Origin of the sequence: Mycobacterium sp. 360MFTsu5.1 (assembly GCF_000383495.1) — a bacterium.
GTDB classification, from domain to species: domain Bacteria; phylum Actinomycetota; class Actinomycetes; order Mycobacteriales; family Mycobacteriaceae; genus Mycobacterium; species Mycobacterium mucogenicum_B.
This window is the reverse complement of sequence record NZ_KB911475.1, coordinates 45,926-68,911: the sequence shown is the minus strand read 5'-3', so window position 1 is coordinate 68,911 and position 22,986 is coordinate 45,926. Positions and strand designations below refer to the sequence as shown.

The 22,986-nt window shown below is 66.5% G+C and carries 27 protein-coding genes; 17 read left to right on the top strand and 10 right to left on the bottom strand.

Going from position 1 to position 22,986, the window contains the following annotated elements; genetic code table 11:
* Positions 1-33: 33 nt before the first annotated feature.
* A complete protein-coding gene (locus H289_RS0126770; RefSeq protein WP_020103935.1) occupies positions 34-1,206 on the bottom strand; it encodes an aromatic ring-hydroxylating oxygenase subunit alpha in 1,173 nt (390 codons plus the stop codon).
* 111 nt (positions 1,207-1,317) lie between these two features.
* Here H289_RS0126770 and H289_RS0126765 point away from each other — a divergent pair, with 111 nt between their 5' ends.
* Positions 1,318-1,938, top strand: coding sequence for a TetR/AcrR family transcriptional regulator (locus H289_RS0126765; RefSeq protein ID WP_020103934.1), 621 nt, complete (start codon positions 1,318-1,320; stop codon positions 1,936-1,938).
* A 78-nt stretch (positions 1,939-2,016) separates the two neighbouring features.
* The gene (locus tag H289_RS0126760) at positions 2,017-2,562 is read left to right on the top strand and encodes a pyridoxamine 5'-phosphate oxidase family protein (RefSeq protein WP_020103933.1); all 546 of its coding nucleotides are present in this window, start codon (positions 2,017-2,019) and stop codon (positions 2,560-2,562) included.
* A gap of 22 nt (positions 2,563-2,584) precedes the next feature.
* Here the strand turns inward: H289_RS0126760 and H289_RS0126755 are convergent, their stop codons facing one another.
* Entirely contained in the window at positions 2,585-2,833 is a 249-nt protein-coding gene (locus H289_RS0126755; protein WP_020103932.1) for an Rv2628 protein family, read from the bottom strand.
* A 61-nt stretch (positions 2,834-2,894) separates the two neighbouring features.
* Between H289_RS0126755 and H289_RS0126750 the strand changes: the two genes are divergently transcribed.
* Positions 2,895-3,452, top strand: a complete 558-nt coding sequence (locus tag H289_RS0126750) for a sugar O-acetyltransferase (protein WP_020103931.1) — start codon at positions 2,895-2,897, stop codon at positions 3,450-3,452.
* A gap of 6 nt (positions 3,453-3,458) precedes the next feature.
* On the opposite strand, the gene H289_RS0126745 is transcribed toward H289_RS0126750, so the two are convergent.
* Positions 3,459-4,097, bottom strand: coding sequence for an O-methyltransferase (locus H289_RS0126745; protein WP_020103930.1), 639 nt, complete (start codon positions 4,095-4,097; stop codon positions 3,459-3,461).
* Between the two features lie 44 nt (positions 4,098-4,141).
* Between H289_RS0126745 and H289_RS0126740 the strand changes: the two genes are divergently transcribed.
* The 6 genes from H289_RS0126740 (at position 4,142) to H289_RS0126715 (ending at position 8,831) form a co-directional block, all read left to right on the top strand.
* Positions 4,142-4,780 (top strand): TetR/AcrR family transcriptional regulator, encoded by a 639-nt coding sequence (locus H289_RS0126740; RefSeq protein WP_110772239.1) that lies wholly within the window; start codon positions 4,142-4,144, stop codon positions 4,778-4,780.
* A 45-nt stretch (positions 4,781-4,825) separates the two neighbouring features.
* Positions 4,826-5,101, top strand: coding sequence for a hypothetical protein (locus tag H289_RS31440; RefSeq protein ID WP_020103928.1), 276 nt, complete (start codon positions 4,826-4,828; stop codon positions 5,099-5,101).
* A gap of 53 nt (positions 5,102-5,154) precedes the next feature.
* Positions 5,155-6,246, top strand: coding sequence for a TIGR03857 family LLM class F420-dependent oxidoreductase (locus H289_RS0126730; protein ID WP_020103927.1), 1,092 nt, complete (start codon positions 5,155-5,157; stop codon positions 6,244-6,246).
* Positions 6,239-6,928 carry a TetR/AcrR family transcriptional regulator gene (locus H289_RS0126725; protein WP_020103926.1) on the top strand — a complete coding sequence of 230 codons (690 nt, stop codon included), beginning with the start codon at positions 6,239-6,241 and terminating at the stop codon, positions 6,926-6,928. Before H289_RS0126730 ends, H289_RS0126725 begins: the two co-directional genes overlap by 8 nt.
* A 101-nt stretch (positions 6,929-7,029) precedes the next feature.
* Positions 7,030-7,377 carry a hypothetical protein gene (locus H289_RS0126720; RefSeq protein WP_020103925.1) on the top strand — a complete coding sequence of 116 codons (348 nt, stop codon included), beginning with the start codon at positions 7,030-7,032 and terminating at the stop codon, positions 7,375-7,377.
* Positions 7,374-8,831 (top strand): DUF7059 domain-containing protein, encoded by a 1,458-nt coding sequence (locus H289_RS0126715; protein WP_020103924.1) that lies wholly within the window; start codon positions 7,374-7,376, stop codon positions 8,829-8,831. Before H289_RS0126720 ends, H289_RS0126715 begins: the two co-directional genes overlap by 4 nt.
* Before the next feature lie 3 nt (positions 8,832-8,834).
* On the opposite strand, the gene H289_RS0126710 is transcribed toward H289_RS0126715, so the two are convergent.
* Together H289_RS0126710 and H289_RS0126705 are read right to left on the bottom strand one after the other, a co-directional pair.
* Entirely contained in the window at positions 8,835-9,491 is a 657-nt protein-coding gene (locus tag H289_RS0126710; protein WP_020103923.1) for a maleylpyruvate isomerase family mycothiol-dependent enzyme, read from the bottom strand.
* Positions 9,481-10,239, bottom strand: a complete 759-nt coding sequence (locus H289_RS0126705) for a DUF899 domain-containing protein (protein ID WP_020103922.1) — start codon at positions 10,237-10,239, stop codon at positions 9,481-9,483. Before H289_RS0126705 ends, H289_RS0126710 begins: the two co-directional genes overlap by 11 nt.
* 86 nt (positions 10,240-10,325) lie before the next feature.
* Between H289_RS0126705 and H289_RS0126700 the strand changes: the two genes are divergently transcribed.
* The 4 genes from H289_RS0126700 to H289_RS0126685 all read left to right on the top strand — a co-directional run bounded on the left by H289_RS0126700 (position 10,326) and on the right by H289_RS0126685 (position 12,800).
* Positions 10,326-10,658 (top strand): ArsR/SmtB family transcription factor, encoded by a 333-nt coding sequence (locus H289_RS0126700; RefSeq protein ID WP_020103921.1) that lies wholly within the window; start codon positions 10,326-10,328, stop codon positions 10,656-10,658.
* Positions 10,655-11,095: an SRPBCC family protein gene (locus tag H289_RS0126695; protein ID WP_020103920.1), complete on the top strand. Its 441-nt coding sequence runs from the start codon at positions 10,655-10,657 to the stop codon at positions 11,093-11,095. Before H289_RS0126700 ends, H289_RS0126695 begins: the two co-directional genes overlap by 4 nt.
* Before the next feature lie 21 nt (positions 11,096-11,116).
* Positions 11,117-11,857, top strand: a complete 741-nt coding sequence (locus H289_RS0126690) for a BglII/BstYI family type II restriction endonuclease (RefSeq protein ID WP_020103919.1) — start codon at positions 11,117-11,119, stop codon at positions 11,855-11,857.
* 79 nt (positions 11,858-11,936) lie between these two features.
* Complete coding sequence (locus H289_RS0126685) at positions 11,937-12,800, top strand: MT-A70 family methyltransferase (protein WP_020103918.1); 864 nt, start codon at positions 11,937-11,939, stop codon at positions 12,798-12,800.
* Positions 12,801-12,868: 68 nt separating this feature from the next.
* Here the strand turns inward: H289_RS0126685 and H289_RS0126680 are convergent, their stop codons facing one another.
* The 5 genes from H289_RS0126680 to H289_RS0126660 all read right to left on the bottom strand — a co-directional run bounded on the left by H289_RS0126680 (position 12,869) and on the right by H289_RS0126660 (position 18,363).
* On the bottom strand, positions 12,869-13,717 hold the full coding sequence (locus tag H289_RS0126680) for a glycoside hydrolase family 16 protein (protein WP_029105794.1): 849 nt from the start codon (positions 13,715-13,717) through the stop codon (positions 12,869-12,871).
* Positions 13,718-13,989: 272 nt separating this feature from the next.
* Positions 13,990-14,400: a PASTA domain-containing protein gene (locus H289_RS31435; RefSeq protein WP_177127420.1), complete on the bottom strand. Its 411-nt coding sequence runs from the start codon at positions 14,398-14,400 to the stop codon at positions 13,990-13,992.
* A 446-nt stretch (positions 14,401-14,846) separates the two neighbouring features.
* Positions 14,847-16,781 carry an Hsp70 family protein gene (locus H289_RS0126670; protein ID WP_020103915.1) on the bottom strand — a complete coding sequence of 645 codons (1,935 nt, stop codon included), beginning with the start codon at positions 16,779-16,781 and terminating at the stop codon, positions 14,847-14,849.
* A gap of 224 nt (positions 16,782-17,005) precedes the next feature.
* Positions 17,006-17,656 carry a L,D-transpeptidase family protein gene (locus H289_RS0126665; RefSeq protein ID WP_020103914.1) on the bottom strand — a complete coding sequence of 217 codons (651 nt, stop codon included), beginning with the start codon at positions 17,654-17,656 and terminating at the stop codon, positions 17,006-17,008.
* Positions 17,657-17,703: 47 nt separating this feature from the next.
* Positions 17,704-18,363 carry a phosphatase PAP2 family protein gene (locus H289_RS0126660; RefSeq protein WP_020103913.1) on the bottom strand — a complete coding sequence of 220 codons (660 nt, stop codon included), beginning with the start codon at positions 18,361-18,363 and terminating at the stop codon, positions 17,704-17,706.
* A gap of 98 nt (positions 18,364-18,461) precedes the next feature.
* Between H289_RS0126660 and H289_RS0126655 the strand changes: the two genes are divergently transcribed.
* From H289_RS0126655 to H289_RS0126640, 4 genes are all read left to right on the top strand, one after another.
* Positions 18,462-20,126 carry a purine-cytosine permease family protein gene (locus tag H289_RS0126655; protein WP_020103912.1) on the top strand — a complete coding sequence of 555 codons (1,665 nt, stop codon included), beginning with the start codon at positions 18,462-18,464 and terminating at the stop codon, positions 20,124-20,126.
* 99 nt (positions 20,127-20,225) lie between these two features.
* Positions 20,226-20,711, top strand: coding sequence for a hypothetical protein (locus H289_RS0126650; RefSeq protein WP_020103911.1), 486 nt, complete (start codon positions 20,226-20,228; stop codon positions 20,709-20,711).
* A gap of 25 nt (positions 20,712-20,736) precedes the next feature.
* A complete protein-coding gene (locus H289_RS0126645; protein WP_020103910.1) occupies positions 20,737-21,456 on the top strand; it encodes an NUDIX hydrolase in 720 nt (239 codons plus the stop codon).
* Between the two features lie 100 nt (positions 21,457-21,556).
* A complete protein-coding gene (locus H289_RS0126640; protein WP_020103909.1) occupies positions 21,557-22,930 on the top strand; it encodes a sulfatase family protein in 1,374 nt (457 codons plus the stop codon).
* The last annotated feature ends 56 nt before the right edge of the window (positions 22,931-22,986 follow it).

The following is a 22,986-nucleotide window of genomic DNA, read 5'->3' as shown; positions in this document are numbered from 1 at the left end:
CCGGACGCTCCCGGGACGGCGAATTGCGCGTCCTTATTCGAGCGCCACACCGAGTTCCTCGGCGAACACCTTGATCATGTGTTGCACGCCAATCTCGTTGCGGCCGATGATCATGTGGTCGTGCTGGCCGTGCCGGACACCTTCGCCGCACTGGGGCAACATGGCAAAGTCCTCGTCGACGACTGCGGCGTGGACGTTGTCGTACACCTGGTCGTAGGCCGCACGCATCTCATCATTGGTGGCCGGCACGCGTCCCATCCAGCTGTGCCGGACCGTGCACCGGGTCGGTTCGCCCGCCGGCAGGATGTCGATGATCTCGACGCCGACCGGGCTGTTCGCCAGGATCAGGTTGGGATAGATCCAGTAGATGACGCCCATGTTCTGGTGCGGGTCCCATGAACCGGACGGGTCGTCGGCGAGATTGGCGACCCAGTTGAAGGGAAAGCCGATGCGATGGTGCTTGCCGTACTCGTCGTATACCCCGGTGTTGGGCAGGGTGTTCTGCCCAATCACGCTCTCGCCGTGGACAAATGGGAAGTGATACCCCTCGGCGAACGCTTCCAGGGCGCCCTTCCATGACACTTGGGACTGGAACTCTTTCTCTGTGTGATAGCCGTATGAGGCATAGTTCATCAGCGCGAGTTCCGGCCCGATGGACCCGAGATGGCCATCGACGTCGATGTCAGCGCCGGCAGTCAGCACGGCCCAGATGAAGCCATGTCGCTCCTGGCTCGGCAGCTCAACAAGTCCGTAGTCGGCCTTGTCCATGGAATCGAATCCCGCCTTGCCGGGAACGGTGAACAGTTCGCCGGTGTTCTTGTAGCTCCACGCGTGGTACGGGCAGGTGAACCGGGCGGCGTTACCGGCTCCGCACGCCGGTTTCGCGCCGCGGTGGCGGCAGTAGTTGAGGAACACGTGACTGGCGCCGGCACGGTCGCGGGTCACCAGTAGCGAGTCACCCAACACCGAGCGCACGACATAGTCGTTGACGTTCGGAATCTGGGCCGACGGCACGATCGCCAGCGGCACGCGGCGCAGCACCTGCGATTCCTCGATCTCAGTGATCTTCGGATCTCGGTAGTAGTGCAACGGCACCCGCAGTTCGCGGGCAGCCATGTCCGTCGTCTTGTCGACCGCATGACGCAAGGCGCGCCTCGTCAGTTCCTCGTCTTGATTGCTGACCGGCCCTTCGGCGATCGCCGTCATCGCTGACCTCATTTCACGTTCGGGAATATCCGGACCATACATCAGATGATGGTTGTATGGTCAAGAGTTGGTGGCGTTCAGTGAAGCGCAGCGGGATGGAAGTATGCGGTGATGCGCAGACACGGCTGGTCTGGTGACATCCCCGTCGACGACGAGGAGGCGGTACGCCGCATTGTCAGCGCGGCCCACTCGTCGATCGACGCGCGGGGTTCGGTGAGCGTGTCCGATGTGGCCACTGAACTCGGGATCACCCGGCAGACGGTGTATCGCTACTTCCCCACCCTCGACGCGCTGATGGCGGGCACCGCGCTGTCGGCAGTCGAAGGCTTCCTGGACCGCTTGGCCGCCGACCTGCAATCGATCACCGACCCCACCGAGGCCGTCATCGAAGGCATCGCCTACACCTTGGAACAGCTCCCCAACGATCGCTATCTGAGCTTGGTCATGCACCCCGGCAGGGCAAGTGCCTTCGCCGCGGGCGTCACCTCTGAGACGGCCATTTCATTCGGTCGATCGATCCTCGAGCGCTTTCAAGTCGATTGGCCCGCAGCCGGTTTCAGTGGGCGGCAACTCGACGAGCTTGTCGAGTTCATGCTGCGCACGCTGCAGTCGTTCATCCTGGATCCCGGCGGCCCCGAGCGGCACGGCGAGGAGTTGCGCGCCTTCCTCCGTCGCTGGGTCGCACCGGCAGTCCAGCTGCATCACGACTCAGCCGCCAACACAGCCCCGTAGCCGCGAGGGACGAGCGACCCCATCTCGGCATCTGAAACTCGCTCGCCCCCGGCCTGTCCGCCGTGCAAGCATGCCCACATGGCCAAGCAGTTCCCGGAGATCAACGACCGGTTCCGCACCTTCATTGCCGCGCAGAGCATCTACTTCGTGGCGACCGCGGCGCGCGACGGCCGGGTCAACCTGTCCCCCAAGGGCCTGGACTCGCTTCGCGTTCTCGGGCCACACCGGGTGGCCTGGCTGAACCTGACAGGCAGTGGCAACGAGACGTCGGCGCATCTGCTCGACAACCCGCGGATGACATTGATGTTCTGCTCGTTCGAGCGTGAGCCCATGATCCTGCGGCTGTATGGCACCGCCCGCGAGGTCGCGCCCGGCGACGCGGACTGGGACGAGCTCTACAGCCAGTTCCCGCCCCACATCAGTGCCCGTCAGATCTACGACCTGAGCGTGGACACCGTCCAGACCTCATGCGGTTTCGGCGTGCCGCTCATGTCGGTCGAGTCCGAGCGTGTCCTGCTCGACACCTGGGCCGAGAAGAAGGGGCCGGAGGGTGTCGCCGACTACTGGCAGCAGAAGAACCTGTCGAGCATGGACGGCGCGCCGACGAAGCTGGCGCTGGACTGACCACCGGCACTGAATATTTCGGCTACGCGACCATGACGTCGACCGACAGCCGCTCTCCCAGGGCGTAGACGGTCGGCCAGTCCTGATTCTGGGCGGCCGACTCCAGCGCATCGATGAGCGGGCTCTCCACCCCCAGTTCGGCCAGCCACGACGACACGGTGGCGGCGATCTGCTCGCCGGGTACCTCTTCGGCACGCCGGCCGTGCAGGCGGTCGACCACCACGAAGGTCGGCGCGACGGGGCGCCGGCGGCGGAAGTCGATGATGCTCATACCAATTGAACGAATCGGGCATCGAAAAGGTTCACCGCGGCCGAGCACCTAACGTGGTGGTATGGCCCGTTCGATGCGCGACCGCATGCTCGCTGGTGACCTCTACATTGCCGACGACCCCGAACTGATCCGCGAGTCGAAGCGAGCGCAACAGCTCACCCACCGGATCAATGCGCTCGACCCCACCGACCTCGACCAGCGAAACCGCCTACTTCGCGAACTCCTCGGCGCTTTCGGGGAGAACAGTGAAATCCGTCCGCCGCTGCAGTGCGACTACGGCTACCAAACCACCATCGGCGCCCGCACTTTCGCGAACTGGGGACTCATCCTTCTCGACGTCGCGCGGATCAGCATCGGTGACGATGTGCAGATCGGGCCCAATGTGCAGCTGCTGACGGCCACCCACCCGCTGAATCCCGATGTCCGCCGAGACAAGTGGGAGGCGGCCGAACCGATCACGATCGGCGACAACGTGTGGCTCGGCGGCGGCGTCATCGTGTGCCCGGGCGTCACCATCGGCGCGGACACGGTCGTGGGTGCCGGTTCGGTGGTCACCCGCGACCTGCCACCACGTGCGCTGGCCGTTGGCTCGCCGGCCCGGGTGATCCGCGAGCTGTAGGGCCGGCTAAACCCGGACGGTCAATTCCATGCCCTTGTCGAGCGGAATAGGGACACTGACGTAGCCGCTCCCCGGCGCGTTGACGTAGTCGCGGTAGACGTGATCCGGGTCGAGCCTGACGTTGTCGCCGAGGATCAGTGCTCCGGGCGCCAACACCGGCTCCAGGATCTTCAACACCGGCAGGTCCAGATCGGGCCAGCCGTCGAGAAGCACGAATTGCACTGGGCCCGTGACGGTCTCGAGGGTCGTGCGGGCGTCGCCTTCCAGAATCGTGATCAAGTCAGCAACCCCCGCCTCGGCGAACGTCGCGCGGGCCGCCGATATCTTCTGCGAACTCATCTCCGTGGTGATGATCCGCCCGACACCGTTGTCGCGGACTGCCGCGGCGAGGTGCAGGGTGGAAATGCCATACGACATCCCGTACTCCACGATGGTCGAGGGCTTCACTGCGCGGACCAGGCTGTACAGCAGTCGGCCCGAGTCGGGAGCCACCGAAAGGTAGAAGTCCTGGCACACGTCGGCACGTTCTGCAATTTCGTAGTCGGTCGGCGAAAGCCCTTGCCGCCGTTGATCGTCCAACTGCGCATCGGCGAACAGGCGATTGATGATCGAGGCGTAATCCGGTTGGTTCAGTGTTGAGGTCATACGACCTACAGTAGACGCAACGTTGCGTCTAGACTAGGCCTACGATGGTGTTCAATCGAGCCATGGAAGGCGCGCAATCGCATCACGGGAACCGGCACGGTCGCAGTGAAGCTGCGCGGGAAGCCGTACTACGCGCGGCCGATGATCTACTCGTCGAAAAGGGCTTCTCCGGCGTCACCATGGAAGGCATCGCCAAGGCGGCGGGGGTCGCCAAGCAGACCGTCTATCGCTGGTGGGGCTCCAAGACCGAGGTCCTCATGGACGCATTCCTCGAAGACGCCGCCGCAGCTTTGGAGCCACCCGACACCGGGAGCCTCGACTCCGACCTGCGCGCACATCTGCGCGATACCGCCCACTTCCTGACCACGGATGACGCGGGCGCCGTCTACCGCGCACTCATCGGACAGTCCCAGCACGATTCGGAACTGGCACAGACATTTCGCTCCCGCTACCTCGATGATCAGCGCACGCGCGACCAGAAACCGTTCCTCCGCGCGATCGAACGCAATGAGCTGTCCCCCGAGATCGATGTGGCCGCGTTGGCCGAGTGGCTCGTCGGCCCGGTTCACCATCGCGTGATCGTGACGGGCGAACCGATCGACGATGCCTTCCTCGACGCCGTTGTCGACGTCGTCCTGGCGGTGTCGGCATCGGCTCTGAGCCACGATTCGAAGTCAATCTAACCAATTGGCCATGCGGCCAATTGACCGTCATGTGAATATGGCGGCGTGACTGAAGATGCCGATGTGGCACAAGCTCGGGCATTGCGCGCCGAGCTGCGTAGGCATGCATGGGACCTCGCATCCAGACTGGCCCGGGTCGAGTCCCTACCCGATGCGACGGCCTGGTCAGAGCGGGCGCGGTCGATGCGCCGGCGCGCCCGAGAGCTACGGCGCGACCTCGATGAGGCCAGGTTCCTGATCGATCAACTGCATGCCCGGTTCCCGAGCATCGACGCGGCGGGCGCATCGGGGACACTCCAAGTTATTGAGAACCTTCATTGACAATTGATCCAAAATGATTAACAGTGCTAAGCGTCTCCGATGAAAGGCGCACCATGAGCACGCAGGACCAGCTCAACGAGCTCGGCTACTACGCCGTCACCCGGCACCCCGCGGACACTCGCGTGGTGCTGCCCGAAACCCGGGACGCCGAAGCGCTCGGGTTGGGCTCCTGCCACATCGGCGAGCGCTTCACGGTGAAAGACGCGGGCGTGCTCAGCGGCGCGGTGGCAGGCGCCAGCACGACTCTGGGTATCGCGCCGTCGACCAATCACCACACCCGGCATCCCACGGTCACCGCGACCATCGGGTCGACGATGCATGCCCTGACCGAGGGCCGGTTCGCGATGGCGTTCGGCCGCGGGATGGGGCCCTACTGGCAGGCGATCGGCCTGCCGGTCGTGACCGAGGCGCGGCTGCGCGATTTCTTCGGCATCCTGCGCCGCCTCTGGGCCGGCGAGATGATCCTCAATCACGAAGGCCCCGCCGGGAAGTGGCCCATGCTGCGCCACGTGAACGGCCTGGAAGACGGGCCGCCGATCGGCCTGGTTGCGGTCGGCCCGAAGACCATGGAGCTGGCCGGCGAGATCGCCGATTTCGTTGTGCTGCATACGTTCTTCTCCGACGAGGCGACGGAGAAGTCGGTCGCCGCGGTACGCCGCGGCGCGGAGAAGGCGGGCCGGGACCCCGACAGCGTCCGCATCTGGGCATGCCTGGCGACCGTCCCCGACGCGTTGTCCGAGGACGACCAGATCCGGCGCGGCGTCGGACGGCTCGCGACCTACCTACAGGCCTACCCGGACGTCCTGGTCTCGGCCAACGGCTGGGACCGCGCGACGTGGGACCGCATCCGGCAGTCCGACCTGTTCACCGATGCGGCGACCGCCGGACCCATCGACGCCAGCGCGTCGTTCGAGACGCTGCAGCGGATCGCTGAGCTGATCCCCACCGAGTGGCTCGACGCCGTCGCCAAGGGCTCGCCACAGGACTGCGCGAAAACCATTGCCCGCCAGTATGATCTGGGCGTGCATTCGGTGATCATGCACGGGGCCAGCCCGCACGAACTGGCGCCCGTCGTCGAGGCCTACCGGGCCAACCGGCCGACGCTGCACCGGGCCGTCGCGGCGAATCCGGGCCGATTTGCCTGAGCGCCCGGCCCGCGACTCCCCGCAGGCGGCCCTCGCCCGGGAGCAGTGGCAGGCCGTCGTCACAGAGTCCGGTGCCGGCACCAAGCTGAACAAGCGCGGCCTGGAAACCCGGGCCCGCCTGCTCGACGTCGCCATCCGCTGTCTGGCCGACAGCGGTGGCGAGCCCGTGTCGGCGAACCGCATCGCCAAGGATGCGGGCGTCACCTGGGGCACCGTGCAACACCAGTTCGCCGACCTGGACGGGCTCTGGGTCGCGGTCATCACCGAAATCCACTCCCGCAGTTGGGCTTCCGGACCGGACACGCCCCGCAGCGGCACCCTGCGCGAACGGGTGGAAGGGGCCATCGAATCCGTCTGGCACTACCTGGACACCACCGAGGGCCGCGCTCTCACGGCGCTGCGCACGTCACTACCGGCACGACGGTCCGACATCGCCGCCGAATATCCGCGCACCGCAGCGGCTTTCGCGGCCCGCGAGCTCGACTGGATTCAGGGTTTCGACTATCTGATGGACGGCCTCGACGTCGACCCGGACCAGTTGCACCGGGTGCGGTGCCTGCTGCCCGCCGCGATCCGCGGTCTCAGCAACGAGCGGCAGATCGGCTTCACGTCAGATCTCGACGTCGCCCGCGCGGCCCTGACCGACGCCGTCGTCGCGTTGTTGACCCCGCCACAGCGGTAGCGCCAAACCATACGGAGATATTTTCCTAGGTTCCCTTGCCGGTGCGCTGATAAAGTCTGACCTGCAGGTTTCTGCACTGTGTGGCTCATCGGGAGGCTGCCATGGCTAGCGAGAAATTGAACCGAACCATCACGTTGTCGCTGGTGGCACTCGCGGCCACCACGGGCGTCACATTGGCCACGGCGACACCTGCGTCAGCCGCGCCAGCAACCTGCGAAACGGGTTGTGACGTCGGCGGCGTCGATACCGCCCCGCCCCCGTTCCTGAAGCTGAACGCACCATTCGTGAAGTTCTGGAACATGCAGAAGGTGAACTTCCCGTTCCTCAAGTTCGACAACCTGCAGAAGTGGGACAACTTGCAGAAGGTCAACGTCTTCCAGAAGTTCAACGTATTCCAGAAGATCACCGGCGCGCCGACACTCTCGATCGGCAACCCGTTCCAGAAGTGACGACCGTCGGCGCACGACTGGTCGATTGCGCCGCGGACCTCGGCAAGCTGCTGGCTGCCGCGGGCTATTCGCCGAACGGACTCGGCGGCGGCCGCATCGCGCCGAATCCCCTTGAGGCAGTTGTGCTGGCGCACCGCCAGGGCCCCGGCCCACTGGCCATCCTGGTGAAGCTGTTCCTGGCCGGTTTGGCGGTGCCCAGCGCAGACGCCGCGGCGGCGCTGTCCCCACTGAACATCGACAGCCTGGTCGACAACGGCCTGCTCACGTCCGGCAATGACGGGGTGCGCGCGACCATCTGCATCGGGTGGGCCGACGACATGCTCGTCGCCCACGACTGGCAGGACGGGCGCCCGACGGGGCGGGACCATGTCGTCGCCGTCGCGCAGGCATCCATGACGCTGGCGGATCTCACGGTGCGCTTACCTGGCGTCGACGCACTCGACGTCGGCACCGGCGGCGGCGTGCAGGCGTTCCAGGCCACCGCCCACGCGGGTCAGGTGACCGGCACCGACGTCAACGCACGCGCCCTGCACCTCGCCGCGTTCGGCGCCGGACTCAATGACCTGTCGCATGTCACCTGGCGCGAAGGCAGCCTGCTGGAACCCGTCGCCGAGCAGACCTTCGACCTGATCACGGTGAACCCACCGTTCATCATCTCGCCCGACAACACCTATCTGTGGCGCGACGCCGGACAGGCGGCGCGCCGTCCCGGGAGCCTGGGTCAGCAGTTGGTTCACGATCTCGTCCCGCGGCTGCGCGCCGGCGGCTGGGCCACGATGCTGGCGAGTTGGCCGCACCCGGAAGACGGCGACTGGGTCGCGCCGGTTCGCTCATGGTTCGCCGGATCAGGTTGTGACGCTTGGGTTCTGCGGTTCGCGACGCATGATCCTCTCGAGCACGCCGAGACCTGGCTGGTGCAGAGTGTGCACGCCACCGCCGATTTCGCGGCCGCCCTGGCCCGCTGGCTGGAGTTCTATCGCGACCAGGGCATCGAGGCGCTGACAACAGGCGCAATCATCATGCAGCGCACTAATTCTGGCGTTGAACACCTCTGGACCGACGACATGCCCGGCTCCCCCACCGGCTCCGCGAGTGACCAGATTCAGCGGGTGTTCGCACACCGGCGGCGGCTGGCTGCGCTGACCGATGACGACCTGCTCGACACCGTGCTGACGCCGCTTCCCGGTAGCCGCTTGGATCAGACACTGTCCCGTGGTGATGGTGGCTACGAGCCGGCGCCGACACAGGTGTGGACGCTACCGGGACTCAGCCTGTGCGCCACCGCGTCACCGGTGGCGCTGCCCGTCGTGCTGGAACTCGACGGGCGACGGCCGCTACGCGACCAGATCGTCGCCGCGGCAGACGCGACCGGATTCGATCCCGTTCAGGTCCGCGCCGAAGCTCTGACCGCCGCCATCCGTCTGATCGAGCTGGGCCTCGTCGAGTGGAACTGACCGTCACTCAACGAGATCGGCGGTTGCCGGCCCGAACATGTACAGGTGATCGAGCACCGCCGCCGGGTCCCCGGACCACGCCATGGCCGCCATCTGGTGGCGGCTGCGCCGTCCGGTGCGCCAGCGCAGCGCTTCGAATCGCGTCGTCTTCAAATCGATCACGGGTTCGGCGTCGGGACCGCACCGGTACTCACCGTCCTCGACCATGATCCGCACCGGCACCGGCGTCACCAGCTTGCGTAGCAGTTGATCGGAAACACACTGCAGTGCAGCCGAATCCCGCGCACCCGGGCGGCCGAGCGCATCCCGGATGTCATGTTCGTGGACAACGATGTCACCGAGCGGCGGCGCGATGCCTTCGCGCGCGAGCCGCGGCAGCTCCGCGGCGGCGTCGCCCCACGCCCGCAGGATGTCGTCCAGGCCGCGCCCGTCGAACCGGGCCACTTGCGCCGCCGTCTGGGCATCGTTGGGTGGGGCGACCCGCCGCCCCGCAGCCCAGTCCTGCGCGACGCCGGCCATGTGGGCCAGCACATCCCGCACCGACCAGCCGGGGCAGGCAGCGACCGGCGCATCGACGGAAACGTCTGGCGCACTGACCAACTCGACGATGCGGTCCATGGCCTGCTGGTAGAGATCCGCGAGTTCAGGTTCATCGCTCACAGGAGGCGCACCCTTCTGCGCGCGGCGGACGGGGGTCGTCGGGCTTACTGGGGTCGGGGTCGCCGAACCACCGTGAAGGCTGGTGCTCGCCGTAGGTGTCGTGCCAGTCCCACCATTCGTAGGGCGGGTCCTGCGGGTATCCGGGCGGGGAGTCCTCCCAGTTCTCCTGACGGCCGAGCGCCGTCATGTCGAGATAGCTCCAGGAGGTACCGAGCGCTTCGTCGCCGCGGTTGTTGATGAAGTATGTGCGGTAGACGGCGTCACCGTCGCGGATGAAGGCGTTGGTGCCGTGCCACTCGTGCACACCGAAGTCGACGTCGAAGTCGTCGGTGATGGTGTACCACGGCATCTTCCAGCCCATGCGGGCCGTCATCCGCGCGATGTCGGGCTGCGGCGCGCGCGAGGCGAACGCCAGCGTCGTGTCGCGCGCGTTCAGATGAGCCACATGTCCGACGTTGTCGGCGATCATCGAACACCCGCGGCACGCATGCTCGGGCCAACCCTTCACACCTTCCTCGAAGAAGGCACGGTAGACGACGAGTTGCCTTCGGCCACCGAACAAGTCGGTGAGGCTGAGCTCGCCATCGGGGCCGACGAACGTGTAGTTCTTCGTCACCGGCGTCCACGGCATGCGGCGGCGCATCGCGGCCAGTTGGTCCCGCCGGCGGGTCCACTCTTTCTCCGCGACGAGCATCTTCTCCAGCGCGGCGTCCCATTCGGCCGCGGACACGATCTCGGGTTTCTGCACGGTGTTCCTCCTCTACGGAATCATTAAACAAAGTTGTTGAACATTGCTATTCCAGGAGAGCACGATCCATCGCTATAGTCAACAAGATGGTTGAAGATCAGCTGCTGGACCGAGCGTACGCCGCCCTTGCGGATCCGACGCGCCGCCGGCTACTGGAGACGCTGCGACAAGGCGATGCCCGCATCACCGACCTGGCCGCCCCGCTGCCGATGACGTTCGCCGGCGTGTCCCGGCATATCGGCGTGCTGGAATCAGCGGGCCTGGTGCAACGCGATGTCCGCGGCCGCGAACGGTGGGTGTCCCTTCGCCCCGATGGGCTGACCATGGCGCAGCAGTGGATCAACGAACAATCCAATTTCTGGTCGGTACGGGCGGATGCCCTCGCGGACCGCTTGCGTCGCAAAGGACATGGCCAATGACAGAACCCGTGACCGTGCGCGTGCAGCGCGTCATGCCGGCGGTCCCCGACGTGGTGTTCGGCGAGTGGCTCGATGTCGAGTCGTTGATGGACTGGATGTGCCCGCGCCCATCCCGGTGTGTCGACATCACCGTCGAACCCCATGTCGGCGGCAAGCTGCGGTTCGAAGTCGACCACGACGCCACCGGCACCATCGTCCTGATCATCGGGCACTTCCTGGAGATCGACCGCCCGCGGCTGCTCCGTTTCACGTGGAGCAATTCCAACTGGCCCGACCCGACCATGGCCAGCGTCGTCAACGTCACCTTCGAGCCCCACGGCGACGGCGAGACGCTGATGGAGATCGAGCACTCGCTGCTGCCGTCGCACGAGTACGACAACTTCCACAACGGTTGGGCGCGCACCGCCGAACAGTTGGAGGCCGTGCTGCGTGGCTGAGCGCACTGCTACCGTCGCCTCGTGGATCTGACGGACTCGTACACCCGCGTGCTGCCGCCGCACGTCCGTGATCGGTACGAGTTCATCGAGACCCGCAACGCCGCCGCGATCCTGGCCGCCACCAACCCGCAGCGGTTCGACGAACTCCTCACCGCCCTGCACGAATTCCAGCTCCGCACGGACGATCTCGTCCAGCCCGGCGGCCAGGAGACCGAGCTCGCGGCCCGGCTCAACACCGCCTTCCGGAACAAGGGCTGGCGTGAGGCACGCGTGGACACGCGCATCCGCCTCGAGCTCCGCAAGATGCCGCACAAGCCGGCCGGCGAAATGCACCCCACCCTGGAGGACACCGAGGTGTTCAACGAGGGCTACAAGGTCGACAACTTCGTCGACCGGCTGGCTCTGGATGTGGAGTGGAATGCCAAGGACGGCAACCTCGATCGCGACCTGAGCGCCTACCGCGCGCTGTACGACGCAGCGCTGATCGACGTCGCCGTCATCATCACCCGCACCCAGACCGACCTGCGCACCCTGGGCTACCGACTGGGCATCGAGGCCGGCATGGACGACGAGCGGGCCCGCCGCATCCTGGCCACCACGACCACCACGAATACCGAGAAGCTGCGGCCACGGATGCAGCGCGGCGACAGCGGTGGCTGCCCGCTGCTGGCCGTCGCGATCTGTGCCCGCACCTGGGCCGACCACGCCCCGGATCAAGAGTCTCCGGACACAACCGACGACATCGGCCTCTGGGAGGCCTGACCTGTCGGTGCCATCGCCTACGATTTCGTGAAGATCTTCTCCGTTCGAAAAGATCTAATTCGAAGGTAGGAGTGACAACGTGGCGAAACGCAGCGACCAGGCCGGCGCCGAGTCGAAGGCCGCCCCCCTGCGCGATATCGCCGCGCCGCCGCCGCTGCCCACCGTCGACGGCGGCTGGAAGACCGTATTGGCCGATCCCCCTTGGCGTTTCACCAACCGGACCGGCAAGGTCGCACCGGAACACCGGCGCCTGGACCGCTACTCCACGCTCGATCTCGACGCCATCTGTGACATCCCGGTGTCGACCGTCGCCGCACGTGACTCGCACCTGTATCTGTGGGTGCCCAACGCGCTGCTGCCCGAGGGGCTGCGTGTGATGGAAGCGTGGGGCTACCGCTACGTCTCCAACGTCATCTGGGCCAAGCGGCGCAAGGACGGCGGGCCCGACGGCCGCGGCGTCGGCTTCTACTTCCGCAACGTCACCGAGATCATCCTGTTCGGCGTACGCGGCAGCATGCGCACGCTGCCGCACGCCCGCAGCCAGGTCAACATGATCGAGACCCGCAAGCGGGAGCATTCCCGCAAGCCCGACGAGCAGTACGGGTTCATCGAGGCCTGCTCCCCCGGCCCATACCTGGAACTGTTCGCCCGGCACCCGCAACCGGGTTGGACGGCGTGGGGCGACGAGTCCGCCGCCGACGTCACGCCGCGCGGCCAGGTTCACAAGGGCTATGCCGGCGGCGCGATCGACGTGCCACCGGTGACCAAGCACGTCCGGCTGGATCCGACGACGGCCGAACGCATCGGCAAGGAACTGCGCATCCGCTACGAGAACGGCGAGAGCATTCGCCAGCTCGCCGAGGAGACCGGCTACGGCATCACCCGGGTTCGCGGGCTGCTGGAGCGGGCGGGCACCACGTTCCGGGGTCGCGGACCTCAGTAAGCCGCGGCCCCATAGATAAGAGAATGGGCCCCGCCGTGAAGCGGGGCCCATTGTCAGCTGTTGGAGGTTTACCAGACCCGCACGTAGTCGACGAGCATCTCGGCCGGGTAGCTGCCGCCCTTGGGGTCGCCGCCACCGGAACCGGACACCGCCAGGTTCAGGACGGGGAACACCGAGTAGCCGGGCAGGTTGAACGGCCAGTCATCCAGTGAGTTCGCCGGCACGTAGAAGTACGGCTGCATACCTTCGGCGTAGTCCTGCCAGAACGACATACCGGCGTCGTTCCAGGTGACGCGCCAGGTGTGCCAGCCACCGTCGATCGGGTGCGGGTGCGTGTCGAACGACGTGCCGTCCGACCGCGCGTGCACCGTGGTGCCCGACGGCCATTCACCGTTGCCGTACCACTCGGCCAGGTCGATCTCGCCGCCGACGACGGGGTGGTCGTTGGACAGCCACCAGGCCGGCCAGCAGCCGTTGGTCAGGCAGTTGAACTTGATCCGGGCTTCCCAGGTGGTGTTGATGCCACCCCAGAAGGTGCCGAAGACCTTGCCGCTGGTGTATTTCCCGTTGGCGTCGCGCGTGGCACGGATGACCAGGTTGCCCTTGCCGTCCAGGAAGACGTGCTCCCGGTCGTCGCGGTACTGGCCCATGTTCTCCGGGCGGTCCCAGAACACCGGGTTCTTGATGGTCTCGCGCTGCGGGGAGATGTTCCACTTGGCCGGGTCCGGCCGCGACCCGGCGGGGCCGTCGAACTCATCGTGGAAGATGTAGGTGGGCGTTTGCGCGGCAGGCTGCGGGGCCAGCGGCGCAGTGGGCGAACTGCCCGGTTGGGGATCCGCCAGAGCGGCGGGGGACGGCATCGCGGCGGCGGCCAGCAGGCCGAGCCCCGACGCGCGCATCATGTTTCGACGATCCAATTCCGGCACAGTGGGATATACAAGCCGCTCGGACAGACTTGACGCAACTTGCGACACGCTCGAAATCACCTGCCAGAGCGGCATTCTCATCATTGGCGCGCAAACACGAGGCAGCAGTCAGCAAAACGCGCACTCAGATAAATCTCCACGCCAGCCAGCGAATCCCCACCAAAACACCGAGATCAGCAATATCGAATACGCAGGCTTGCGAACAGCCGCGTATCCGACATCGCCGAGAAACCGAAACCCTCCGGCTACCACCGGTCGAGGCTTCAGCGTGGGGCGTTCTGGCCCTCCCAGACCTGGCCTGAATCGGCGGCCGCGGCAGCCTCAGCCTCGGCTGCAGCCGATGCCGACGAGGCAGCCGCTGCGGCCGACGCCGCTGCGGAGGCGTAGGCCTGCGAGCCCGCCGGGCTGCCCAGCGAGTTGCCGGGGCTGCCCGCAGTGGCGTACGCGGCCTCACAGTTCAGCGACAGCAAAACCTGACTGCTGCTCGAACCGCCACTGTTGGCCGGGGCCGAGACCGTGCGGGCAACCTGGTTGGTCACCACGCAGTTCGGCCACTGCAGCTGGTCGCCCACCGTCGTGGACACCAGCGGCTTGAACCCGGCGCTGGACAGTGCCGTTCGCGCGTCACTGAACTTCTGGCCGACCACATTGGGTGCAGAGCCAGCGGAAGCCACACCACTACACATCAAAGCCACAGCACCCAGCGAAGTTGCCGCAGCAACACCCCATGCAGTCTTCATGGGGCCCTATCCTGCCTTAACTGCGGGCGCTGCGCTCATCGTTGCGGCAGTTGTGGCTCCTGGAGTCCAGGTCTGCGTGGCGCCGCTGTTGAAATCAGGCACCTCGGGGCTGTTGAAAACGGTGTTTGTCGGGGCGTGGTCGGAGCCGGCGACGGCGCCGCCATTGGTCACTCCAGAGGAGATTGCACCGAGAACCCCCAGAGCGACCATTGCCGCGGCACCTGCCAGTCCGACGCGAGTTCTTGTCGAATTCATAGAACAAGATTGCCGCAGTTGTGGTATGGGATCAAGTTAATTTCCAGTTCACGTCAATGCTCTGACGCTGGCGTCAATAGGTCATTACGGGTTTAAATCACCCAAATCGGTTGCAATACCGCCCATCAATACGGGTATTGCTGCGGATACTGCTGTGGGTACTGCCCGTACGGGTACTGCTGCTGTCCCGGGTAGTACGGGTTGGTCGGCGGCTGAGATTCCGCCGGTTGGTCCGGGCCCTTGGGCACCTGGATCGGGATCGGCACCGGGACGAACGGCAGCCGGATATAGCTCGTCGTCATGGTCGGCGTCGTCGAGGTCGGTGTCTCCGTCGTGGATGGCGGCGGAGGCGGCGGTGGCGCCTCGGTCGTGGTGGCGGTGGTCGTCACCGGCGGTGGAGTCGTCGTCGGGGCGTGTGTCGTCGTGGTGTGCGTCGGTGCCGGAGCGTGGGTGACCGGCGGTTGGTACGTCGGACTCGGCTGCGGGGGAGGCGGCGCGGGCACCTCGTTGGTGACGGTGACGGTGCTGGGTGGCGGCGGTTCTGCCGGCGGTGCCGGTGGCGGTGGCGTCGGCGACTCGCTCAGCGACGGCGGCGGTGCGGTCGGCGGTGCGACGGGTTTGCGGTCACCGGTCAGCGCGATGGTCACGCCACCGACGGCCGCGATCGCGGCGAAGATCGCGACGCCGAACACCACCAGTGGCAGCCGCTGCCAGGCCTTGGACGGCTCGGTGGCCACCGCTCCGGCCGGCGGCACGTACTGCGCGATGGCGCGAGTGGTCGTGGTGTCACCGAAGACGTCGTCACCGGTATAGGGCAGCAGGTCACCGCCACCGTCGGAGTCCTCGGACCAGGCCAATGACGGACCGGTGGCCTTGACCACCCGGGCGGCCGCGGTGTCGGTAAGCACGTCGAGTTCGGGGATTGCCGCCGGCGCGGTGGCAGAGCCACCGTCGACCGCGGCGGTCGGCGCGGTGCCCAGCAAGGCGGCCGGTGCCATCCCGGTCTTGGCGTCGGCGTCGGCGCCGTACACCGCGAACAGGGCCGCGCCCACCGCGGCGTCGAGCGCCGGTTGCGGGGTCGTGACCAGGATGCCCGCGCCGCCACGCGCCTCGAGATGTGCGGCGAGCCGCGTGCTGACCATCGGGATCCGCGCGCCGCCGCCGACCGCAACCACCGAGCTGACGGATCGCCACGCAATGTTGTTGCGCTGCAACAGCTCGTCGAGCTCCGCCAGTACGCCGGTCAGCGGTTCGTCGAGCAGTTCGGACAACTCGGCGCGGGTGACCTCGACGTCGCCCTGGTGACCCGGAATATCCACCGGCACCGTCGCCGTCTCGGCCTCGGACAACAGTTCCTTTGCCGCACAGCAGGATTCACGGAGTTTCTCCAGCGAACTCACAGCCGCGGTGCCTGCGGTGTCCACTCCCCCGGCGCCACCGACGCGGTCGAGCACGTGCGACAGCAGCGCCTGATCGACGCCCTCACCGGAGAATTCGGTATAACGCACGGTCTCGATGGGCTCGAACGACGTGTCCGCCGCGGCCAGCGTGATGCTGGTGCCACCGCCACCGAAATCGAGCAGCGCGGCGGTGCCGGTGGCAGGCAGACCCGGATTGGCGTGCAGAGCGGTCAGCGCCGCCACCGCATCGGACACCAGGCGCGCCGGAACCCCATTGGGCGCCAGGCTCGGATTGGATCGCATCACGGTCCGCATCGCTCGCAGCGTCGCGGTATCCCAGTGCGCCGGAACAGAAATCGCCAGCTGTCCCGTCGGCGGCTCGCCACCGGCCGCCTCGATCAGGGCGTCCAACGCCTCGGCCACCAACTGGTCGGCGTGATATGCCGTGCCGTCGGGCGCCACCATCGGCACCGGGTCACCGACACGTTCGACGAAGCCGCTGAGCGTCACGCCGTCGTCGACGGCATCCGCGGACAACCCGATCTGGGGCGCGCGGTCACGGAACAGGCGCAGCACGGAGCGCCGCACCATGGGCGGTTCACCGACACGCGCTGCGACCAGGTTGGTCGTCCCGATGGACAACCCCAGCTGGTGGCTCATAACCCCACCACCCTAACGCGCGACCGCGCTACCGCAGCCTGGGACACGTACGAACGGCGTTCTCGCAGATTACTTTTCGTCCGCTGTGTCCAGCCTGTGGACCAAACCTGCTGAGTCTGAGTGCCAGTTGTGTTGCACTGTCCGGCATGAGCGGTATCGACGCGACGATGCCGCTCGAAAACCTGAATTTCAAGCTGGAAACCGGTACTGCCCTTCATATCTGATCACTTGGCAACGGCGATCAGCGCTCCCGGTTGAAGCCACCGCATGATCTTCACCAGGGTGCCCTCGTCGATCGCCACACACCCGGCCGTCGGGCCGTCACCGATGTGGACGAAGAAGGCGCCGCCGTTACCGGGCGTCCGTTGCGGATTGACGCCCATGACGACGGCGTACTTGTAGGGCGTGATGTCGAGGTTTTCGGTGCCACTTGCGGGATCGGTGTCAAAGCGGCACTGCGCCTTCTTGCACACCTGCATGGTGTTGTAGGTGGGGCTCTTCATGTCGCCGTCCCACCAGTGATCGGGTGTGGTCTGGACGTATTGCAGACCCGTCCCGGGATTGGCGGCGGTGCCGAACGCGAACGGCAGCGTGAAGATGCCCATCGGGGTCTGCAGGTTGCCGTCGTGGCTCTGCGGGACCATGCCCCGGGAACCGACGTGCGCCGGGATACCGACCGCGACGGCGTCCCACCCCGCGGGCCCGCGCTGGTACACGTCCATCTTGGCCGACGAACCACCAACGCCCACAACCGAAATCACCTGCGTGGCCGATCCCACCGAGTTGGCGAACCACGGAGTGACCACCGCATTGCCGACGGGCGCCAGTGCCACCGCCAGCGCGGCAGCACACAGCAAAGCGAACAGTCGGCGCACCCGTCCATGGTCGAGAACCGCCCTCTGGAAGGTCAAGCCAGGGCGGGTCAAGGTTTGGGCACGATAGGGCTTCGGCTTTGAGACCCGGCAGATGCAAGCACTGGCGCGAGCAAGGGCAGGCACACCAGGAACCACAGCGCACCCAGCAACCACCCCGCGAGAACGTCGGTCGGGTTGTGCACGTTGAGCACCACCCGGCTCACCCCGACGGTCACGACGATCACGGCGCTGAGCACCTCGATCAGCCGCTGCCGCGCCACACCCCACAGCCGGAACACCGCGCACAGCCCAAGCGCACCGGCCATGGTGCCCAGCGCGTGTCCCGACGGAAACGACCACGACGGTTCGTGCGCCAGCGCGGTCAGCGGCCGCGCCCGTTGCGCGATGTCCTTGGCGACCTCGGTGACGAGGCCCGTCGCAGCGACGCCTATCAATAGGAAGAGCGCGGTGCGCCGCTGTCGCCGTGCGAGCGCGACGAACGCAACCACCACCGCGATGATCCGGAAGGTCCACGGCCCGAAGATGAAGGAAAACCACTTCCAGCCCAGCACCCAGCCCGGGTGTGCCGCGCCGTACCGGTGCAAGGGTGCGAGCAGCGACGTGTCGAAGGTCGTCACCCAGGGCCACTGCGCAGCCCAGCCCACCCACAGCAGGGCGTAACCGATCACGGCCGCGGTCCCGAACAGCCAGCGGTTGCGGTTCGTCACCGGTCTCCTTTCGGATGCGCTCGCGCGCCGGAAATTCGCTACCGCCCGGAACATAACTGTCACGGGCATGAAACAAACTGACCATAGCTTCGCTAACCATGACCCAAGACCTCAGCCAGGAGCCGGTGACGCCTGCCGCTGTACCGGACGTCGATCAGGACCGGTTGACCGCGACACGCGAAACCCTGGAGGACTACACCCTCCGCTTTGCGCCACGCAGTTACCGGAAATGGTCGACGCGCGTGGTCGGCATCTCGGCACTGGGCGGCATCGCCTACCTGGCCGACTTCGCGATCGGTGCCAACATCGGCATCTCGTACGGCACCACCAACGCGCTGGCGGGCATCGCGATCTTCGCGGTCGTCATCCTGCTGACCGGATTCCCGGTGGCCTACTACTCGGCCCGGTACAACATCGACCTCGACCTCGTGACGCGCGGCAGTGGCTTCGGCTACTACGGCTCGGTGGTCACGAACGTCATCTTCGCGACGTTCACCTTCATCTTCTTCGCGCTGGAGGGGTCGATCATGGCCCAGGGCCTCAAATTGGGCCTGGGCCTGCCGTTGTGGCTCGGCTACGCGGTGTCGACACTCATCATCTTCCCGCTGGTCATCTACGGCATGAAGGTGCTCTCGACACTGCAGGTCTGGACCACTCCGCTGTGGCTGATCCTGATGGTCGCGCCGTTCGTCTACCTGCTGATCAGCCATCCCGAATCGGTCGGGCAGTTCTTCGCCTACCAGGGCAAAGACCACATCCAGGGCTTCGACATGGGCTCGACGCTGCTGGCCGCCGGCGTGTGTCTGTCACTGATCGCGCAGATCGCCGAGCAGAACGACTACCTGCGGTTCATGCCGCCGAAGACCCCCGAGAACAAGCGCTCCTGGTGGACCTGGATGTTCCTGGCCGGCCCGGGCTGGGTGTTCTTCGGCGCCATCAAGCAGGTCGTCGGCCTGTTCCTCGCCGTCTACCTGATCGCCAATGTCGCCGACAGCGCGGGCATCGCCAACCAGCCGGTGCACCAGTTCCTGTCGATCTACGAAAACTTCCTGCCGGGCTGGCTCGCCATGACCTTGGCCGTGGTGCTCGTGGTGATCAGCCAGATCAAGATCAACGTCACCAACGCCTACTCGGGTTCGCTGGCCTGGACCAACTCCTACACCCGCATCACCAACCACTACCCCGGCCGCCTGGTGTTCCTCGGCGTGAACCTGCTGATCGCGCTGATCCTGATGGAAGCCAACATGTTCGACTTCCTCAGCACCATCCTGGGTTTCTACGCCAACTGCGGCATGGCCTGGGTTGTGGTGGTGGCCAGCGACATCGTCTTCAACAAGTTCCTGCTGAAGCTGTCGCCCAAGGAGCCCGAGTTCCGTCGCGGCATGCTGTACGCCTTCAATCCGGTGGGCTTCGGCTCGATGCTGATCGCGGCGGGCCTGTCGGTGGTGGCGTTCTTCGGTGGGCTCGGCTCGGCGCTCACGCCCTACTCGCCGCTGGTGGCGATCGGGCTCGGCGTGGTGCTGCCGCCCATCATCGCGATCGCGACCAAGGGCAAGTACTACCTGCGCCGCACCGACGACGGCATCGACCTGCCGATGTACGACGAGTACGGCAACCCGTCCGACGCGCACCTGCTGTGCCAGAAGTGCCACCACGAGTACGAGCGCCCCGACATGCTGGCCTCGGCCGAGGGCGGCTACATCTGCTCGCTGTGCCTGGCAACGGACAAGACCGGAGAGCACGTCCTGCCCGCGCAGAAGTAGTTCAGTAATTCGACGATCCGGCGCCGGGTGTGACACGACAGTCACGCTCGGCGCCGTTTCTCGTAGTGGATTCACACTTGCGGGATCTACGCTGAGGACATGGCTGTACTGCTGCGCAAGCTGCTCGGCATCGGCAACCTGCCCGATGACATCCGTGAGCAGCTCCAGGCCGAGGGGCTGCTGCACGTCGCCGAGTTCGTCCCGGTGACGTTCCGGTTCTCCGGCCACGTACCCGGCAAGGTCGCCAAGAGCACCCTCCGCAGCCTCGTGGGCGCTCTGGTGATCACCGAGAAGCGGCTGCTCGGCACGCTGTCGTCGGCGCCCAACAAGGCCGTCAAGACCGTCAACCACGAGTGGGCCACCGCCGCAGGCACCATGGTCCAGGCCGAACTGGACGACTCCGGCCTGCTGCTGGACGCTCCCGACCTGGCCGCCGTCGACCCGAGTTTCGAGGGCTCGATGTCCCTGCGCTACAAAGCACCACTGCCGGCCGACGTCCTCGCGGCGCTACCGGCCCGCAAGTTCACCTTCGACGTCCCCAACAAGTACGTGTACGTCGCGTGCGGGATGCCCCCGACCACCTGAATCGGCGGGGCGTAGCGTCGGGCCGATGACGATCCGGTACGACGAAGCACTGCGCGAGCAGATCGGGACGCACCTGGCCGGCCACCAACGCCGCGTGGTCGACGACCCGAGCAGGCGCCATGCCGCAGTGGCCATCGTGCTGGTGGACTCCGAGCGCGGTGAGGACCGCATCGACCCGGCCCCGGTCGACGAATGGATCGGCGGACGGCCGTTGCCCGACCAGAACCTGGACGGACGCATGGTCGACGTCGCCGGTGGCGCCGCGTTCCTGCTGTGCCGCCGCACGTCCCGGCTCAACTCGCATGCCGCGCAGTGGGCACTGCCCGGCGGGCGCCTCGATCCCGGCGAGACTGTCGTGGACGCGGCGCTGCGGGAGCTGCACGAGGAAGTCGGCATCAAGCTGCCCGAGGAATCCGTACTGGGCCTGCTCGACGACTACGCGACGCGGTCCGGGTACGTCATCACACCGGTGGTGGTGTGGGGCGGCGGCCGGCTGGACCCACAGCCGTCGCCCGACGAGGTGCTGGCGGTGTACCGCGTCGGCCTGCACCAGTTGCAGCGACCCGACTCACCGCGGTTCATCTCCATTCCCGAGAGTGACCGTCCGGTGGTCCAGATTCCGCTGGGCAACGACCTCATCCACGCGCCCACGGGCGCGGTCCTGCTGCAGTTGCGCTGGCTTGGACTGGAAGGCCGGCCGGACCCGGTCGACGAGCTGGAGCAGCCGGTGTTCGCGTGGCGGTGAGGCGGGCACGAATCACGCCGCATGAAACCGTTGAACAGTAAAGCAATTCGCGGTTTCATGGCTGATTTCGTGACCATGATCGCCAGGAGGTAGCCGACCCATGCCCCACACGCCGGGCCAGAACGTGCTGTTCGTGCACTGGCACGACCTCGGGCGCTATCTCGGGGCGTATGGCCACCGCGACGTCAGCAGTCCCCGGCTGGACCAGCTGGCGGCCGAAGGCATCCTCTTCACGCGGGCCCACGCCACCGCCCCGCTGTGTTCGCCGTCGCGCGGTTCGATCTTCACGGGGCGCTACCCCCAGAGCAACGGGCTGGTGGGGCTGGCGCACCACGGATGGGAGTACTACGCGGGCGTCCAGACGCTACCCCAACTGCTCTCCGAATCCGGTTGGCACACAGCGCTGTTCGGCATGCAGCACGAGACATCGTTCCCGTCCCGCCTGGGGTTCGACGAATTCGACGTGTCGAACTCCTTCTGTGAGTACGTCGTCGAGCGGGCGGTGCGATGGCTCGAGGAACCACCGCAGAAGCCGTTCCTGCTCACCGCAGGGTTCTTCGAGACCCACCGGCCCTACCCGCGGGAGCGCTACGAGCCCGCGGCCAGCGACACCGTCAGCGTGCCCGATTACCTGCCCGACACCGACAGTGTGCGGGACGACCTGGCCGAGTTCTACGGGTCCATCGCCGTCGCCGATGCCGCGGTGGGGCAGCTGCTGGATGCCCTGGAGGCGGCCGGCCTGGACCGCAACACGTGGGTCGTGTTCCTCACCGACCATGGGCCGGCGCTGCCGCGGGCCAAGTCGACGCTGTACGACGCCGGGACCGGCATCGCCATGATCGCGCGGCCGCCGCGCGATGCCGGCATCGCGCCGCACGTGTACGACGAACTGTTCAGTGGGGTCGACCTGCTGCCGACGCTGCTGGACCTTCTGGGCGTGCCCGTTCCGGCTGCGGTCGAGGGGCTTTCGCATGCAGAGGCGCTGACCGCGGCCGAGGCCCAGCCCGTGGTGCGCGAAGAGGTCTACACCGCCAAGACCTACCACGACTCGTTCGACCCTATTCGCGCAGTGCGAACAAAAGACTTCAGTTACATCGAGAACTATGCATCGCGCCCGCTCTTGGACCTGCCGTGGGACATCGCCGACAGCCCGCCGGGCCGCGCGGTGCAGCCGGCCATCGGCGAACCGCGCCCGGCCCGCGAGCTGTACGACCTGCACGCCGACCCCACCGAGCGGCACAATCTGCTGCTCGACGTACAGCCCGAATATCATGCGGTGGCAGCGCAATTGGCCCTCAAGCTCAACACCTGGCGACAGCAGACGGGCGATGTCATACCCTCTGATTTCACCGGGACACAGATCTCGGACCGCTACACCGGGACCTATCTGAGCATCCACGGACGCCCCGCGACGAGCCGCTCGGCGGCGGCCTCCGACCGCGGAATCAACCCGGATTCGACGTTGCAAGACTAATACTCATTGTGCGAAAAATCCCCTTCTGCAAGGGATTTCGCCGCAGGCTAGGCTCT